A 14,842-nucleotide genomic window follows, 5' to 3' on the forward strand; every position below is an offset into this window, starting at 1 on the left:
CAGGAAAGTCAAATGCGAACCAACATCGGTTTGCGCGCTGGACGTTTGATTGCTGTTGTCGGTGACGATCGCAGTGATCGTGACCAGTCCGGCCGGCAATGAAATCCCTTCATTGAAATCCCCCGGCGTCAGCTCGTGCACCGCGCGCAGCTCTGTCAGCGTGACGTTGCCCGCTGCATCCACAGAGACAGTGAACACCAGGTCGCCGCCACCAGCGGTCCGCCCTTCCACGACACCGCCAGCACTGACCGACAGCAGAACGTGCTGTCCCGTTGCCGAATCGATCAGACCGGAATCCACATTTGGCGAGCTCACCGACAGCGCGAAGGTCAGCGACTGCACGCCACCCGGCACGTTCAGCGTCACAGGCAACAGTCCGCTTACCGTGGTACTTGCAAGGTTAGGCGTGGTGCCATCGACGCCGTTGGTCGCGGCGGTCAGGAAGCTCTCGTCGACAATCAAGCCCGGCAGCGTGCCGAGCGCAATCGTGGGCGCTGGAGGCACCGGCGTCTGCGGGATGAAACCGGTCGGCAGCTGGATCTGGAATCCGGGCAGCTCTTCCTGGGGCGCCAGGTTGTTGCTGGGGATGGGAGGAAGGGGATCGATCGAGAACGGGCTGAAGTTCGCACCGCTGCCCTGCGCGTTATTCTGGCCGAGCGAATCGCCCGCGGCCGGCAAAACGGCCGAAGCAGCCGTCGGATCGCTGATGATCGGGAAGGCGCTGGCGAATTCGGCGACGGTGAGCACGCGGCCGGGCCCAACCTCGATCGTCAGATTGCCGAGCTGATCGTGCCGCGAATCGAAGAACGGCTCGACGGTGACCGTGGACCGGTTGTCGAAAAGAATGATCAGCTTTTCACCAACGTGGATGAGCGTGATCTTCTCGTTGGCGATGGCGGAGAAATCGACCTGGACTTTTTGATCGTATCCAAGGTTCAACACGACCGCCTGGTCTGCGAACGGTTTGGTGAGCTTGAAGATGCGGGGTGGCGAAGCGTTGTTGGAATTTCCAGCGCCAGTGACCTGCGCAACCCGAAATTGCTCGTTCATGGAAATCTCTCCGCCACAGAACGTGAAAGTAAAAAAAGCTGGCAAATTTGCCGAAAAGTCTAACTTTAGGGTATTGTTAACCCTGGAGAGGGTCAAGAAAACTCTTTGGTTAATCAATACTTTCGATCAAGATGTGGTAAAGAGAACAACATGGCGCCGCCGCGTTGCAAAAATGCTCAGATTTCCCAATTTGGCACGTCGTCCCAATCCGGCAGGCGGCGGGTGGAGCACAGGATGAGACGGCTATTGGTGGTCGCCCTGCTGGCGGGGCCTCTCGGCACGCAGGCAGCTGCGGCTCAAGATCGCGAAATGCCGGTCCAGACCGTCGAACGGACATTCAAGGCGCTGCCGAACAAGGACACGCAAATCGGACTGTACGTCAACGTCAAACCCGATTGCACCTCCGGCCCCCTGCCGACGATCCGCCTGGCCACTCCTCCGGCGTCCGGGAAGGTCGTTGTCAAGACGGGCAAAGTCAAAGCGACGAACTACAAGGCCTGCCTCGCGCTCGAAGTGCCCGCCTACATCGCATTCTATAAGTCGCCGCCGGATTTCGTAGGCAGCGATGCGCTGACCATCGAAATCAAATACTCCGAAGGCCGGACCGAAATTCAGAAGATTACAGTGAACGTTGCCGGGACGGGCACTCAGCAGAAGATCTGAGGTGCCGCTCTTCAAAAGGGCTGACGGTCCGAGCTTCGCGTCTTCGGCAGGCCCGGGACCAGTGCTCAGTTCACCCGCGTCACTTCACACTCGCTTCGCGAGGTCATCCCGACCATGCCGATATTGACGTTCCTGAACTGCTGGCTCATTTGCGCGGAGATCGCCCCGTTGGCCCACACCAAAACCGTGGTCCGGCGCTCCGGGTCATTATCCGTCCAGCACGCCAGCTCGACCGATTCGATCTTGCTATCGCTACCGTTGAACAGGACGAAACTGGCTATTCCGTAACCGTCGGAACGCCTGATCGTCTGCAATGTCTCGACTTTGATCTGGTCCGCCGGGCTGGATTGTTGACCGGGCAATTGCGGTCCTTGCGCCGCGGCTATGTCAGCCAGCGCATACAGACCCGCCGAACATGCAATCCCGATCAGCAACCGCAAAGCCACCTCGCGCACAGACGCGTCATATTTCCGCGTCTTGCGGGGAGGCGCAAGCCCCTGTCCGGCAGGCGCTGAGCAACCAGGCTTCGAAGCAGGCCGATTCTACACTGCCAGATGCGGTATTTAGTGCGAGAGCGTCTTGGCTGTCGGTCGCTGTTCTTCGCCCCCATCACAATCGCCGATCCGGTGCGCCACGACCAACTCGACCCTCGGCATCTGACCTTCGTTCACCTCGTTCTTCTCGGTATAGGCCTCCTCGCTATGCACCGTGATCACGGTACTGACGGGGCCCATGTAGTCGCAGCGATTTGCAAAGGTGTACTGGTTGTCCCGCCGTTCGGGTCTGGCGGACACGCATCTGCCAACGGAAGGAGAAGAGAACGTCGCCTTCATCGACAATGTGGGATCAACGCAAGCGGTCATTTCTCGCTCGAGGAGCCTCTGCTTGGTCTTGCGATGAGCAACCATGTCCAACGTTCGCACGAAGTGCCAAAGGCCCTTCCGAAAGGTCGGCCCTTCGAATCCATCCGCCTTGGCTTGAGCGCTGAACGGAAGGATGAGGAGCACCAAAAGAAATCCGCGAATCAAACAGATCGTCAGGGGTGAGCACCGGCCAGTCATCATTCTCAAAACCCGCTTGTCTGCCCCTTGCGGCGCGATGGCTGTCTATGGTCGAATCGATACTCGAGTTTCAGGACTGGTTGCTAAGCAAGCGTTAACCGCCCGCTTTCCTCCTGAAAACAAGCGTGAACCGCACACCCGCACTTGCCCGTGGTCGAATCACCCTGAGCCACCCGCAACGCCCGAGCGGCAAGTTGTCACGGTGACCTGAGACCGGTCAACCGCATGCCGGTACGGAAGACTACTGGGAGGGGCTGTTGGCCGGTAAAGCGGGAGCCGCATCGATGGAATTCCGGCAACCGAGGCATTTTTGTAACACTCCCGTTCAGACCATGCCGGAGCGAAAGATCCCGTCGCGGCAAGGAAGCCCGCCTCCAGCAGATCAAGGGTCGAAGCGAGGTCGCGACATCCAGAGCGCGCCCAGCTGTTTCCGAGCACGATCATGGCGACAACAACTCCCGATTGCTCGGCGGCACAATCTGACTCTTGGGCCAAAGAGCCCTGTCATGGCCGCATCCCTTTCGCGCATCTTAGAAGCAGTTCGCGGTATTGCCGCCAAGTCCGCCGCAGGCGTCGGGGTTGGACGCCCTCCATTCGATGACGGCCCGGGGACTCTTCGGCCTCGCCTCGGGCGCGGCGCTGAGCCGCGCCTCCTCCTCGGCAATCAGCGCCTTGTGCAACTTCGAAAGCTGAGCATTCCGTTCGAGCAACGACATTGTACCGGTCCGCACTTGTTCGGCGAGGGATTTGCGAAGCCCGTTTTCTCGGTCAAGCAGTTCGGGATAGGGCAGGCCAGGCCGCACCGCGCTCTCGGTGGCCTTGACGATGCACTCGGCCCGCGGCACCGCCTCTACGATCTGGTCGGGGAAGCCATTGCGGCAATGCGCCAGCGCTTCTGACAGGCTGATCGGCGCGACCACATCGGCAGTCTCTTCAAGGATGATCTGCCGAGCGGCGCCGCACCCGGCGAGAAGCGCGAGACTCGCGAGCAAGACGACGGGACGGGCCATTCCCCTCGCTACCCGGCCTGATACTCGAAGCTCACTGTCTTTGCTCGGCCGGCGGTTGGAATGGCCTGGCAGCATCAGCCCGCGAACAACCTACTTTTGACGGAACGACTGGTTGAACGACATGATCAGCGGACCGACGATATACTCGAACGCCGTGCGTTGCACCGTCGGGATCATCACGGTGGCCGGCATACCCGGATAGAGCTTGACGTTGGGCATCGCCGCAAGCTCGGCCTCGTCGATGCGAACGAACGCCGTGTAATAGGGATTGTTGGTCTTCGGGTCAGTCAGCCGGTCGGCCGAGATCTGGGTGACCTCGCCGTGAATGATCGGGATGATGCGCTGCTTGTAGGCCGTCAGGTGAACCTCGGCCGCCATGTTCGGGCGGACGTCACTGATGTCCTCGACTGCGATTTGCGCCTCGATGGTCAACCCGTCCCGCACCGGCACCACGTCGAGGATCTTCTCGCCGCGCTGAATGACGCCGCCCACAGAGAACACGGCGAGCCCGACCACGCGGCCGGCATAGGGCGAGCGGATCTCCATCCGGCCGAGCACGGCCTTGGCGTTCATGGCCTTGGGGATCACCTCGAGCAGCTTGGCCTGGGTGTCCCGCAGGTCCTTGGTGATGTCGGCCATCCGGTCGTTGTCGAGCAGCGCGATCTGCTGCTGCTGCTCGGCGATCGCCTGACGCGCCTTGGCGATATTGGCGTTGGCGTCGGCGATCTGACCGTCGAGACCGTAGGCGGTGCGCTCGAGCTGCAGGATGCGGGGCCGCGCAATCAGCCCCTTCTCGACCAGCGGCCTGATGTTCTCCGCCTCGGCTTGAACCGAGGAAATCTGATCGGTGTACGCCTTGACCTGGGCTTCGGCGCCGACGATCTGCGATCCCAGCTGGTTGATCTTCTCGCGGATGACGCTGCGCTGCCCCTCGAGCGCGGATAAAACGGCCTGCATTCTCCCGGAGAATGGCAGGAAATTTGGATTTCTCGAATAGCTGCGAGCTTGGGCTCAAGCCGCCGTAGGTCGAGAGGCTTTGCCAAATTTTCCAAGGCCGGCGCCCTGCCGAGCAGGGACCCGGATCGGATGCGGCGCGTGTCCCTGACGAGAGGGCAACCGATGCAGGATTGCAACGGACGAGATATCTCGTGCGAAGCAGTCGGCCAATCCCACTTGCGGGTTTGACGTTGCCGCCGCTTTTTGCTCTTTTGCAGGACATTATTTACCCATTTTGGAGCGGCGATGCGCAATCTATCAAGCAAGCTTATTGCGACGGTGGCTTTTGGCCTGCTTCTGGCCGCAGCATCTCGCCCGGCCGCCGCCGCCGACATGGCCCTGCGGGCGTCGCCAGCCGCGGTCGGCGGCTGCTCGGAGCTCGTCTTTACCTGTGAGAACGGCAGGCAATATCCGCTGTGCCCGATCGCGGTATCTATCGCCGGTGAGGTGGTGACGGCGTCGCTGCGGACCGGCCACTCCGGCGGCTTGCACGTCCGCATGATCCCGATGGGCGTCGGCTATCGTTATGCGGGTCGCGGCGTGTGGGTCGACGGCTTCCGGGGAAATGCCCTGCTGAATTTCGGCAAACACAGCCAGATCGCCTGCACGATCGAGAACTATTGATTGGCAGGTCGGAGCGGCGCCTTCGCAAGACGCCGCTCATTGCGTGTTAGCCCTTGGCGCGGACGACTACCGCCCTGGCACGGGGGTACATATAGGCCTTGGGGTGTACATACACGGGGCAATAGTTCTGGAATTGCTGGAGCTGCCAATTCCATTTCCAGCACCCTGACTGGATTTCCGGATCGTAGCCCCAATCGAGCCGGTATGGCTCATCCCCAAGTGGATAGACGCCGCAATGGGCGGCGCCGGAAACAAACATCAGCGAAACGGTCAGAGCGGTGGCAGCCAGCAATTTTGGCATGTTGCCCTCAAGTTGTTGTGCCTTAACGTCCAAACTCTGCCAAAGCGGGAGTTTGCAATCAAGCGTCTAGACGCGGTCTTTTTGAGGAGGTCTCCACTTGGTCTGAACTAGGGAAGCTGAGCTTGAGGTGCGAATCCTGAGACGAACTGCCAAGTTGAGTATCTAAGCATCGCTCTCCACTGCAGCTGGTCGCTTTCGCTTCCGTTGCTTCACATATTCTCTAGGCAAGCGAACTCAGCTCTGAACGTCATGCCGTTCAACGACACGCTTCGCGCCATCAGGGCTGCCGACCTTCTGTGAATTGGCACGGCCATTCGGGCTCTCGGCCTCAGCAACGGATGGTCTTCAAGCCCGAAGACGGGCGCGTCGCCCCGGTCGAGAAGCCCTCTGGTCAGCGAGCGAATATCCGTGCGCCACGAGGCCATTTCCGCTGGTCTCCGATCGGACTGGCTCCGATTTCCCAACCCGCACCCGCCCATATCGCGTCAACAACCCCAAGATCACCCCTACCATCTCGGACAAAAAAAACGTTCGGGCGAGAGTCAATCTGCAAGGCCCCGCTTTCTCCATTCCCCTGCAGCGACAACAGGCACCAGACATCCCCGAGCTTGGTCTCATTGCGCGCGTTCAGTTCTCCTATGATCTCTGTGTCACTTGCGGGGCTCCTCAATACGTAGGCTTGCAGGGATGCATCGTCCGTGCTCGCTTCCACCTTGACGGCAAACCGGCGCGCAAAAGTTGCGCCAAGCCACGAAATCTTCACTCGCGCGCCCGGCGTGATGTTCTCTTTGAAATGTTTCCCGGCAACGAATGCTTCCGTCTGCGGTATCGTGGATGTCGTTGGGGGATCGAATGGTTGGCCAGTGTTTCCGGTCAGCGAGCATTCAACCCTCACGTCCGGAACGATTGAACTCGACCGTTGCTTACCAAGCTCCCTATCGTCCGCCATCACACCAAGGCTCGACGTCGCCATAATGGTGATGAAATACGGTGTGAACCTTAGGCGGCGCATAGTGAGCGTCCTTGAATCGACTTCAAGGAAGGTAAACCGATCGTTGGGACTGTAAATCGAAGATTAGGTTTCTGGTTAAGCTTAAAGTGAATAACAAAGACGAAGAATAGATTTAGTAAATTGGGAGAAATCTCCAGCGGCCATCGACTCCGCGAGCAAGGGTTGACTAGATAAAGCCTCCTGCTCGGTGTCGGTGTGTCGAAGTCTGCGTCGAATGACATGGCTGGATGCAGTAGCGGCGTAGCTGACCGCTGCTCGCTAGCCGCGGCAAGTCCTGAACTCTGCTGAAAGTACCGACGATCACGCCTAAGACGCGCACAACCCGTGGCTGACTCTTACGTAGCCTCCAACCGTGCAATCGGTTGTTTTGTTCCTGGCGCAATCTGCAAATCTCTTCCTGGGGCAAGACCTGACTGTGAAGGCGCCCGACAGCATCTCGCTTGTGCGCGAAGAGGATCGCTCCAGCTCCACTGCACGCGCCAGGCTGGATTACTGGTGTAAGCCGGGATACGCCAGAACCAGATCGTCTCATAAACACTGTCGCCGAACCGCTCCGCATCTGCGTGTCGCGCCGGCCAAAATGCCGCGACTGCGAGAGCGACCGCGAAAACGGGCCCAATTGATACAGCTAACTTGCGCATTCATAAAATTCCAAAAAAAACGAACATGGTCGCTTCGACCAACATTCCCAAAATATCCTCGGTGTTCCTGTAGTTGAACACCCCTTTCCAGATTTGGAAATCCGGAGCTTTACGGCTTCTCGACCAGGCCCCAGAATTATCTGGACCAGCATCCGGCAGCTAGCGGGACTAATGCAGCGCGACTAGTAGACGTAGGAAATCGGTCAAAGCAGTCGCCATGATGCTGCCAGTCCGAGCTAAGGCGACGGCTCGAGGCAGCATCGGCTAGTGCGCCTGCTCATAAAAGTCGGTGCGGTGAGAGCATTTGATGTCTGTCGCACCCGAAACTGAGGTGCGGAAGAGACTTCAATTGAGGTCCGTTGCGCTATACGCAGCCTCGGCAGGCGTCCGGTGATGTGTCGGCCACTTTATGGTGAAAGAGATGATCGCCTGCTTCAAAAAGCAAAGCTGACACTATGAACTAATAAAGCAGCCGTGTAGCTCGCACGACTGCTTCCTGAATTGAGTCCGATCTAATCAATGAGGCGGATCAGTAAGCCCTGCGAAGCACCGGTCCCGTCGGCGCGCAGACGCGATCGAAGTACCAGCCGTAGGGTGTCTCCACACGGACGATCGGGCAGCGGCGCCGCGGCACATAACGTTCGGGATAGGGCTGTGCCCAGAAGGTGACGGGCATCGTCTGGCCATTGCCTGCCAGCAGCGCCGTCGCGCCGGCTATCGGGATGCCGGCGTTTGCACCACTGACCGCCGCGAAGGAAGCGACCATCGCCAAAACGCTGAGCGGCGCAACCGTTTTGAACATTCGTAAAGCTCCCTTCACTCCAAGATGACTATTCGAATCCAACCGCGCAATACGCCAATAAAGCCCCGGTGCCATCGCGTTTGGTCGATCAAGTCGGCGCCTTACGGCGCCAGCTTGACGTTGTTGCGGAAGATCAGGGCGTCGTTGGAGAGGTTCACGGCATCGCTGCCGGTCGCCATGATCACCCGCATGTAGCTCAGGAACTTGGAGACTTCGACGTTGCGCGAGTTCGAGACATAGATGATGTCGCCGTTCTTCATCATGACCTTGGTGGCCAGGAAGAAGCCGCCCGGATCGCGGAAGTTGACGTTGAAGATGACCGGGATCGTCTCGGTCGTGTACTTGCTCACGTCGATGCCGAGTTGGGCAGCAACGTCGCGCGGCTCGCGGCGATAGAGATACACGGCAGCCGGATCGGCCTGACCATCGAGGAGACCACCGGACTTGCCGACGGCTTCGCCGAGGTTGATGCGCCAGGCATCGAAGTTGAACTCGCCGCTCTGTCCGCTGGCGCCGAACGCCATGAATTTCTGCTGCTCGCGATAGACGTAGATGCTGTCGTCGGGGCGAACATAGACGTTGTTCTCGGGCGCCATCACGAGATTTTCGAACGGCACGGTGGCCCGGCGTCCACCACGCTCCAGCATGACCCAGGTCTCGAAGCCCTGGCCCTTGATGCCGCCGGCGCGCGTGATCGCATCGAGCACGCGATCCTTCGCGCCCGCCGCGCTCGCCGGATAACGCGCCGGCGAATTGACTTCGCCGAGCACGCTGATCAGCTGGGTCCGCTGCGAGGACATCGAAACCACCGCCTGCGGTTCGATCGCGCGGTTACCGATCTTCTCGATGATCGAGCGCTGGATTTGGACTGCCGTCAGACCCGCCGCCTTGATCTGGCCGGCATAGGGAACGGTGATGAAGCCGTCATTGTCGACCGTCTGATCCGGGATCGTCACATAGTTGCCCGGGCGAACGCCGGCTTCCGCCGGGATGAACAGACCGCCTGCGGCGGCTTCGAAGATGGTAACGCTGACGACGTCACCGATCCCGAACACGATGCTGGCCGGCGGCCGCTTGTCCGTGAACGCACCGGCGAGCCCCTTGGGTTCGTGGGTGTGCAGAATCTTTACGGTAGCCGGATTGAGCGGCACCAGCTCGTAAGCCGGCGCGTTTTCAGTCTGAATCTTGTTGTTAACGTCATCGGTCAGCGGACCGGAGCCGGGATTGGTTGAGCACGCTCCAAGCGCCAAAGCGACGGCCAGAAACACGGGCCTTAATACATAGGTCTTGGCAACAACAGATGACATGAATCGCGTCCGAGGCTCCTCAGCTGACGTAAATTGGTACGGCGGCGCGGGCAGTGCGACAAGCGTTCCAGAGTGGTTGGGTGGCGATCCATCAGCCGCTGTTGCCCGTAGGCCACTGTTTGGCTGTCAATTCAGCCCTTTGTGACTATTTGTTGTGTTTCGTGTGTCCAGTCGGCGCGCAAATCGCCCAAGTCAGGGCTGCGATGCGGCTAGGCGCGGCTTCGTCGTCTTCTGCTAGGGCTGGTTTGTTAAGCGGTGTCCGGCCGTCTTCTGATGTTCGGCAGGTTCCCTCCTAGCATGAAGACAGCCGACACCAGTCAGTCCGATCCGGACTTCGCCGGCTTGATTGTCCGGTGCGCGTCGAAGGCCGCGATTGATGTGCTCTGGCCTCAATCCGGGGCCTCGCCGCCGCAGAGCCATCCGAAGGTCCTGATGGCTGCGGTGCGATTGCGCGATGAGGTTCAGGCCCTTGCCGCCGGAAAATGGCAGACGACGCTTCGTTGTCTGTTGCTGACAAGAGGAGCACCGGCGAGACAAAGGAACGGTGCTCTTGAATGGGCCGCGAGAAGCCTTTCATGGCTGCTGACAATTTGCGGCCAATAAGCGCAATTTAGTCATACAACTTAAGGGTCTTTTCAGGGGGGGGGACCTAGGGTCCGGAGCACGGAGTGTTTCGGATGATCTCGCTTTTGATTTGCAGCTTTTTGGCAGGGGCCGCGCTGGGCCAACGCTTTCGCGTCCTGGTGCTGCTGCCACTGACCTTCGTCATGATGCTCGCCGCCATCCCGGTCGGCGTGATGGTCGATCTCACCGTCCTCGGTAGCCTGAAAGGCGCGGTATTCGCGGTCATCGCTCTCCAGGCCGGCTATCTCTTTGGCTCAGGCGCTCGCTTTGGCCTTGTTGCCGCCCGAGCCGCCCGCGTCTTCGGTCACCCGGTCAAGGCCACCCGCTGACGCTGATCGCGCCGGTCAACGGTGCAACGAGCCCACACGCAATCGGTCCAAGGTTTAAGTGTTGGAGAGGCAAGATCCGCTCCGCGCTGGCCAATCGCTCCCGTTGCGAACCGCTGCTGATCACGGCCTACGTGCAGACAACGCCGCAAGGCAAGTCGCTGCTGCTCGAGACCACGAAGGTGACCGACGCCAAGTTCAACGAGATCTTGCGGCGGTGCTGAATCTCAGCGGACCGATTTCGGATTGACCGGCATAAAGTCCTGATCGCGGCGCGGCTGGTCGGAACGCCCCTGGTAGACGAACATGCCCTTCTTGGTCGTGACGATATCGCCTCGTTGCAGGCTGTCGTCGCGGAGCAGACGTTCGGTCGCGACGAGGTCCGGATCCTCCGGAATCGGCTTGTAGAGCTCGGGATGCTCGCGCCGCTCGCGCGAGACTTCCTTGGCCCGGCGCCGCGCGTCATCGATCCGCTTCCGCCATTCGTCGCGCGTGACCTCTTGCTCGCTCGGTGGAAGATAGTCGTTGAGCGAGGGCGCCGGTTCGGTCTGGGCGCGACACGGGGACGGACTGGCGAGACCAAGACCGATCGCACCTGCGGCGATGATGACCGTCCGGGACAGCGCCCCGAGCCGCTGGTCAACTGCCAAATGGTCACGTCGAACGGTTCGCACGCGTATCACTTCAGGGACACATCATAGGGACGATTAACCGGTAATTCTCGTCTCCCGCACTCTATCTCCTTGCCAATTGCAAGGAAGCGAATTCGCGGGCGAGATTTCCTTAGTCGCCCTCGCCTAACGACGGCTCGATCCGCTGCCCCGGGTTGTGTTGCCGTGATAGGGCCGGGCCCGTCCATAAGTCGTCACCGGGGGCTCGATCCGGCTCGGAATATTCCGCGTGGCGTTGGGGGGCGCGGGCTGCGACGGATTGACGATGATCACGTTGCGATTGGGCGTCGAGGGATCGTTGACGCCTTGGGCCCAAGCGCCGGCGGGCGCGACAAGGGCGAATGTGATCAAGATTAATCGTTTCATGTGCGAGATCTCCCGAGCATGAACGTCAGGGAGGCGAACACTGTTCCATCACAGATGCTTGCGCTTCACCTGGGCACGGCGACCAGCTTGCCGTCCCTCCAGACGCCTTGGGCCGCCCGTCCGGTCGGCAAGCTCCCTGTCACATTCCGAACCGCGGTCGGCCGGGAGGCCGCCTGAGTGGTCTGTTTCTTCTTATCGGGTGTCGTGATGATGCTGGAGCTCGTGGTGTTGGCCTGATCCTTGGTTCCTTGCGCAGACGCCGGTTGAATCAGGAAGGCCAAAAACGTGATTGCCGTCAAAACGCCGCGCATGGTCAAACACCGGAATGAGGAGCTTGGCGAAATGTCACAGGTTTCCGTCCAAAAGCAACCCTCCGAGACGATCGCGCAGGATCATGGCAGGCCGGCGTAACCGACGGGTACGAGGTGAAAGACCTAGCGAAATAGGCTCATTCGGGCTACTTGATCGGCCTTGATGACCGACTCCGGTGACACTGCGGCCAACGCTCCCACGACGCAAGAGATCAAAGCCGGGTTTATCCGTCTCCTGTCGAGCCGAATCCGCGCCGTATCCGACGATCCCCGACAGATGCGGGAGATCGTCTATGAGCTGGCGCGCGTCAAGCTTCTGGAACAATTCACGCACGCCGACGCGCGGGAATCTCGCGAGCTTCTGCAAGTCCTCGAACTTGCCATCAAGGAGGTCGAGCGTTCCTCCGAGCGCAGCGTCGCGGTGGAAGCGCAAAAACCTGTTGCGGCAGCCGCCGCCCCGGTGCCCCCAATCCTCCACACTCCCACTCCGCCACCCGTTCCGATGTCCTCACCGGTTTCGGTTTCGCCGCTAACTCCGAAGGACACGGGAGCACCACACCGTCCAGCCGCACCGCCAGCATCGCCCGACCGCCCCAAACGGAGCGGCGCCTTAAAATCTCTGGCTCGATTGACGGCCATCCTGCTGCTCATCGGTGCGGCCGCAACCGTGGCCGTCAATTGGCCCCGGCTGAAGACACAGCTTTCCGCATTGTCGCAGATGATCCGGCCGCCGGAGCGAGCGCCGAACAGCCCGGACTCTCAGCCGACCGCCAGCGCACCTCCCGCGGTCGGCGAAACCGCTGAACCGGCGCCGGATAGCCAGAAGGAGCCGGCGCAGCCTGCACACCCCTCGATTCCCCTGCCGACGACGTTTGGCGTCTATGCCCTGAGCGAGGGCCAGCTCCATGAGCTCAAGCCGGTGCCGGGCAAGATTCCGGACCGCCGCGTCGCGATCTCGGCGCCCATCACCACGCCGAGCGCGACTACATTGTCGGACGGCGATGTCAGATTCATCGTGTTCAGGCCCGACGGGGGTGTCGATGCAAGCGGCACCGAAGTCCGGGTGATCGCCAAAGTGTCCCGCGCGATGGGCGTCGATGCTACCGGGAAAGCGGCCATCGTCAGCGCCGGTGATTCCTGGGTCATCCGCAGCATGTCCTACCCCTACAAGGTAGGCCCGATCGACGATCAGTCGAGGATGCTACTGCTTCAACCAGAGCAGGACGGCTTCACGCTCGCTCCCGGTCGCTACATCGTGGTGGTCAAGGGCATGGGCTACGACTTCACGGTGGCCGGAACGATCACCGATCCCAATCAATGCGTCGAACGCGTCAACGCGGCGAACGGCGCGTTCTACTCGCCCTGTCCGCCGCCCCGACGCTAAAGCATGATCGGGAAAAGTGCGCAGCGGTTTTCCGGAAAGATCATACTCAACAACAACCTAAAGCGTGATGACGATCCTCATCGAATCGCGCTTTAGCGCAGCCTCCATCTTGGGCCCTCTGCCTCATTTGGCTGGTTTATTGTCTTTGGGCGCGTCCGCCGGCATGTCGTCGACCTTGCCGTTGTTGGCGACGCATTTCTTGAAGTATTCGCGCTGGTCCTTGCCCGTTCCCTTTGCGCTTCCCGCCGCGGGGTTGCCGACTTGCCTGGGCGGAAAAGCCTTGGCCACCGCCGCATCGCATGCGCGCGCCACTTCGGCCGTGATGGCCGACGCCGTCGCCGTCGCGGCCAGCGTCAGAGCACCCGCCAATCCAACCAACGTCCGCAAATTCTTGACCGGCACCTCGTTGCTCCTTCAATCCGGAAATGATTGACGGGACCATAGCAAAAAGGATCGAGGCCCCAAACGGCAAAGCAACGCCGAAATTGCCACGCGAGCGCCGCTACGTGCGGCGCATCGCGAGCACTGCACTAGCTGTTGAGCTGCGGCGGCTTGAAATCGGGAAAACGCGTGAGCATTGCGGTCCTGACGAACTTCAAGTGAGCAATGCTGCTTGCCAATTCCTTGAGCCGGCGCTGGCCATTCGAGATGTCGGCCGCAAAAAGATCCTGATGATGATTGTCGAGCGGCTCCCGCTCGAGATATTCGTCGGTACCGTTTCCGAAAGTGACGGATGCACGCGCGAGGGCATCGTCGACACGCCGATTGAGGCCGGCCTGCTCCCGCTCCGCCTCCTGCAATGCTGTTTCGATGGCCGTCAGGACCGCACCGATCCGCGCGCGGTCGGTCTCCGCATCACGCTCGGCGGAGCGCGCCTTGAAGGTCTTGTCCTCGCGGCGGGAGCCGAGCAAGTTATGCGCGCGTGCTCGCAGGAACAGCTGAAACATGTGGGCCATCCCCATTTCGAGATCTAAGCCGCTACCATCGGTCAGACATAGTTAACAAAGCCTAAATCCTGCGTCCGCTGCGCCTGGCTTCGTGTGATCCACACCCGCCAGGCTCCTTCGTGCTTGGCATAGAGCTCGAGCCATCGAACGCCGTCAACCGCGGCGGCTCCCTTGGCCACGCTGGGTTCAGCCGCGATTTGCAGCGTCTGCGTCACGGCGACATCCAGCGCTTCGAACTCCGCCGTCTCATCCAGCGAAAGGCCGATCAGAACACGATGCCGTTGCGTGTCAACGAAATACCTGCGGGGCGCGTTGTGCCGTTGATCAATCATTCGGATGCCCCTCATTCATGATCCAGGGACCTGGAAGATCTTTCAGATGCCGGTCATAGGTGCAACAAACGCGATCAAAATGAGGGCGCAGATCACAGCGCCCGGCAACGCAATGAGATACGTCATCCATGCCCACCTGTGCGCCGAAAAAATCGGGACGGCCCAATGCTCGCAGTAAACTGATCCGTCTTAGGCTGCCCTTCTAAAGCGCTCAAGGACGGCGACGAGTTAACCTAACCCCACATGGCTGTTTTGACTTTGCCACGACCATCGGGTTGGAGCGGGCGGGCGATTACGATGGCCGCACCTCCGTTCATTGCAGCAAGCAGGCTTCATCTCATCACGTCGCGCGAGAACACCGTGGTTATACGGAGCGCCGCGTGCGGATTTCATCGCGGTAAGGTTGCCAGGTTA

The 14,842-nt window shown here is 60.4% G+C and carries 20 protein-coding genes; 6 read left to right on the forward strand and 14 right to left on the reverse strand.

Features of this window, described 5'->3' with window-relative positions; genetic code table 11:
- On the reverse strand, nt 1–1,050 hold a 1,050-nt coding region (locus ACFDR6_RS34410), incomplete at its 3' end, for a DUF5801 repeats-in-toxin domain-containing protein (RefSeq protein ID WP_375861073.1).
- On the opposite strand from ACFDR6_RS34410, the gene ACFDR6_RS34415 reads away from it, so the two are divergent.
- Both ACFDR6_RS34415 and ACFDR6_RS34420 read left to right on the forward strand, forming a co-directional pair.
- On the forward strand, nt 1,049–1,288 hold the full coding sequence (locus tag ACFDR6_RS34415; protein WP_317240733.1) for a hypothetical protein: 240 nt from the start codon (nt 1,049–1,051) through the stop codon (nt 1,286–1,288). The genes ACFDR6_RS34410 and ACFDR6_RS34415 overlap by 2 nt on opposite strands.
- Nucleotides 1,285–1,713 (forward strand): hypothetical protein, encoded by a 429-nt coding sequence (locus ACFDR6_RS34420; protein ID WP_212092651.1) that lies wholly within the window; start codon nt 1,285–1,287, stop codon nt 1,711–1,713. Before ACFDR6_RS34415 ends, ACFDR6_RS34420 begins: the two co-directional genes overlap by 4 nt.
- A gap of 65 nt (nt 1,714–1,778) precedes the next feature.
- Here ACFDR6_RS34420 and ACFDR6_RS34425 read toward each other — a convergent pair whose 3' ends face one another.
- From ACFDR6_RS34425 to ACFDR6_RS34440, 4 genes are all read right to left on the reverse strand, one after another.
- Complete coding sequence (locus ACFDR6_RS34425; protein ID WP_375861074.1) at nt 1,779–2,153, reverse strand: hypothetical protein; 375 nt, start codon at nt 2,151–2,153, stop codon at nt 1,779–1,781.
- Nucleotides 2,154–2,276: 123 nt separating this feature from the next.
- Complete coding sequence (locus ACFDR6_RS34430) at nt 2,277–2,720, reverse strand: hypothetical protein (RefSeq protein WP_375861075.1); 444 nt, start codon at nt 2,718–2,720, stop codon at nt 2,277–2,279.
- A 584-nt stretch (nt 2,721–3,304) separates the two neighbouring features.
- Nucleotides 3,305–3,784 (reverse strand): hypothetical protein, encoded by a 480-nt coding sequence (locus ACFDR6_RS34435; protein ID WP_317240736.1) that lies wholly within the window; start codon nt 3,782–3,784, stop codon nt 3,305–3,307.
- 90 nt (nt 3,785–3,874) lie between these two features.
- Entirely contained in the window at nt 3,875–4,741 is an 867-nt protein-coding gene (locus ACFDR6_RS34440; protein WP_375861076.1) for an HlyD family type I secretion periplasmic adaptor subunit, read from the reverse strand.
- Between the two features lie 285 nt (nt 4,742–5,026).
- Between ACFDR6_RS34440 and ACFDR6_RS34445 the strand changes: the two genes are divergently transcribed.
- A complete protein-coding gene (locus tag ACFDR6_RS34445) occupies nt 5,027–5,404 on the forward strand; it encodes a hypothetical protein (protein WP_317240740.1) in 378 nt (125 codons plus the stop codon).
- A gap of 46 nt (nt 5,405–5,450) precedes the next feature.
- Here ACFDR6_RS34445 and ACFDR6_RS34450 read toward each other — a convergent pair whose 3' ends face one another.
- The 4 genes from ACFDR6_RS34450 to ACFDR6_RS34465 form a co-directional block, all read right to left on the reverse strand.
- On the reverse strand, nt 5,451–5,705 hold the full coding sequence (locus tag ACFDR6_RS34450; protein WP_212092658.1) for a hypothetical protein: 255 nt from the start codon (nt 5,703–5,705) through the stop codon (nt 5,451–5,453).
- A gap of 391 nt (nt 5,706–6,096) precedes the next feature.
- A complete protein-coding gene (locus ACFDR6_RS34455) occupies nt 6,097–6,717 on the reverse strand; it encodes a hypothetical protein (RefSeq protein WP_249154018.1) in 621 nt (206 codons plus the stop codon).
- Nucleotides 6,718–7,887: 1,170 nt separating this feature from the next.
- Complete coding sequence (locus ACFDR6_RS34460) at nt 7,888–8,160, reverse strand: hypothetical protein (protein WP_212092659.1); 273 nt, start codon at nt 8,158–8,160, stop codon at nt 7,888–7,890.
- Between the two features lie 101 nt (nt 8,161–8,261).
- Nucleotides 8,262–9,467, reverse strand: coding sequence for a polysaccharide biosynthesis/export family protein (locus tag ACFDR6_RS34465; protein WP_317240742.1), 1,206 nt, complete (start codon nt 9,465–9,467; stop codon nt 8,262–8,264).
- A 297-nt stretch (nt 9,468–9,764) separates the two neighbouring features.
- Between ACFDR6_RS34465 and ACFDR6_RS34470 the strand changes: the two genes are divergently transcribed.
- Complete coding sequence (locus ACFDR6_RS34470; RefSeq protein WP_375861077.1) at nt 9,765–10,070, forward strand: hypothetical protein; 306 nt, start codon at nt 9,765–9,767, stop codon at nt 10,068–10,070.
- A 74-nt stretch (nt 10,071–10,144) separates the two neighbouring features.
- Nucleotides 10,145–10,420 carry a hypothetical protein gene (locus ACFDR6_RS34475; protein ID WP_375861174.1) on the forward strand — a complete coding sequence of 92 codons (276 nt, stop codon included), beginning with the start codon at nt 10,145–10,147 and terminating at the stop codon, nt 10,418–10,420.
- A gap of 224 nt (nt 10,421–10,644) precedes the next feature.
- On the opposite strand, the gene ACFDR6_RS34480 is transcribed toward ACFDR6_RS34475, so the two are convergent.
- Nucleotides 10,645–11,067, reverse strand: coding sequence for a hypothetical protein (locus ACFDR6_RS34480; protein WP_375861078.1), 423 nt, complete (start codon nt 11,065–11,067; stop codon nt 10,645–10,647).
- Between the two features lie 147 nt (nt 11,068–11,214).
- Nucleotides 11,215–11,454: a hypothetical protein gene (locus tag ACFDR6_RS34485; protein ID WP_375861079.1), complete on the reverse strand. Its 240-nt coding sequence runs from the start codon at nt 11,452–11,454 to the stop codon at nt 11,215–11,217.
- A 474-nt stretch (nt 11,455–11,928) separates the two neighbouring features.
- Here ACFDR6_RS34485 and ACFDR6_RS34490 point away from each other — a divergent pair, with 474 nt between their 5' ends.
- Complete coding sequence (locus ACFDR6_RS34490) at nt 11,929–13,149, forward strand: hypothetical protein (RefSeq protein ID WP_375861080.1); 1,221 nt, start codon at nt 11,929–11,931, stop codon at nt 13,147–13,149.
- 123 nt (nt 13,150–13,272) lie between these two features.
- Here ACFDR6_RS34490 and ACFDR6_RS34495 read toward each other — a convergent pair whose 3' ends face one another.
- From ACFDR6_RS34495 to ACFDR6_RS34505, 3 genes are all read right to left on the reverse strand, one after another.
- Nucleotides 13,273–13,551, reverse strand: a complete 279-nt coding sequence (locus ACFDR6_RS34495) for a hypothetical protein (protein WP_375861081.1) — start codon at nt 13,549–13,551, stop codon at nt 13,273–13,275.
- Nucleotides 13,552–13,679: 128 nt separating this feature from the next.
- Nucleotides 13,680–14,096 carry a hypothetical protein gene (locus ACFDR6_RS34500; RefSeq protein WP_212092663.1) on the reverse strand — a complete coding sequence of 139 codons (417 nt, stop codon included), beginning with the start codon at nt 14,094–14,096 and terminating at the stop codon, nt 13,680–13,682.
- 41 nt (nt 14,097–14,137) lie between these two features.
- The gene (locus ACFDR6_RS34505) at nt 14,138–14,428 is read right to left on the reverse strand and encodes a hypothetical protein (protein ID WP_375861082.1); all 291 of its coding nucleotides are present in this window, start codon (nt 14,426–14,428) and stop codon (nt 14,138–14,140) included.
- Between the last annotated feature and the right edge of the window lie 414 nt (nt 14,429–14,842).

The sequence above is a fragment of the Bradyrhizobium tunisiense genome, assembly GCF_042263385.1.
Classification (GTDB): Bacteria; Pseudomonadota; Alphaproteobacteria; order Rhizobiales; family Xanthobacteraceae; genus Bradyrhizobium; species Bradyrhizobium tunisiense.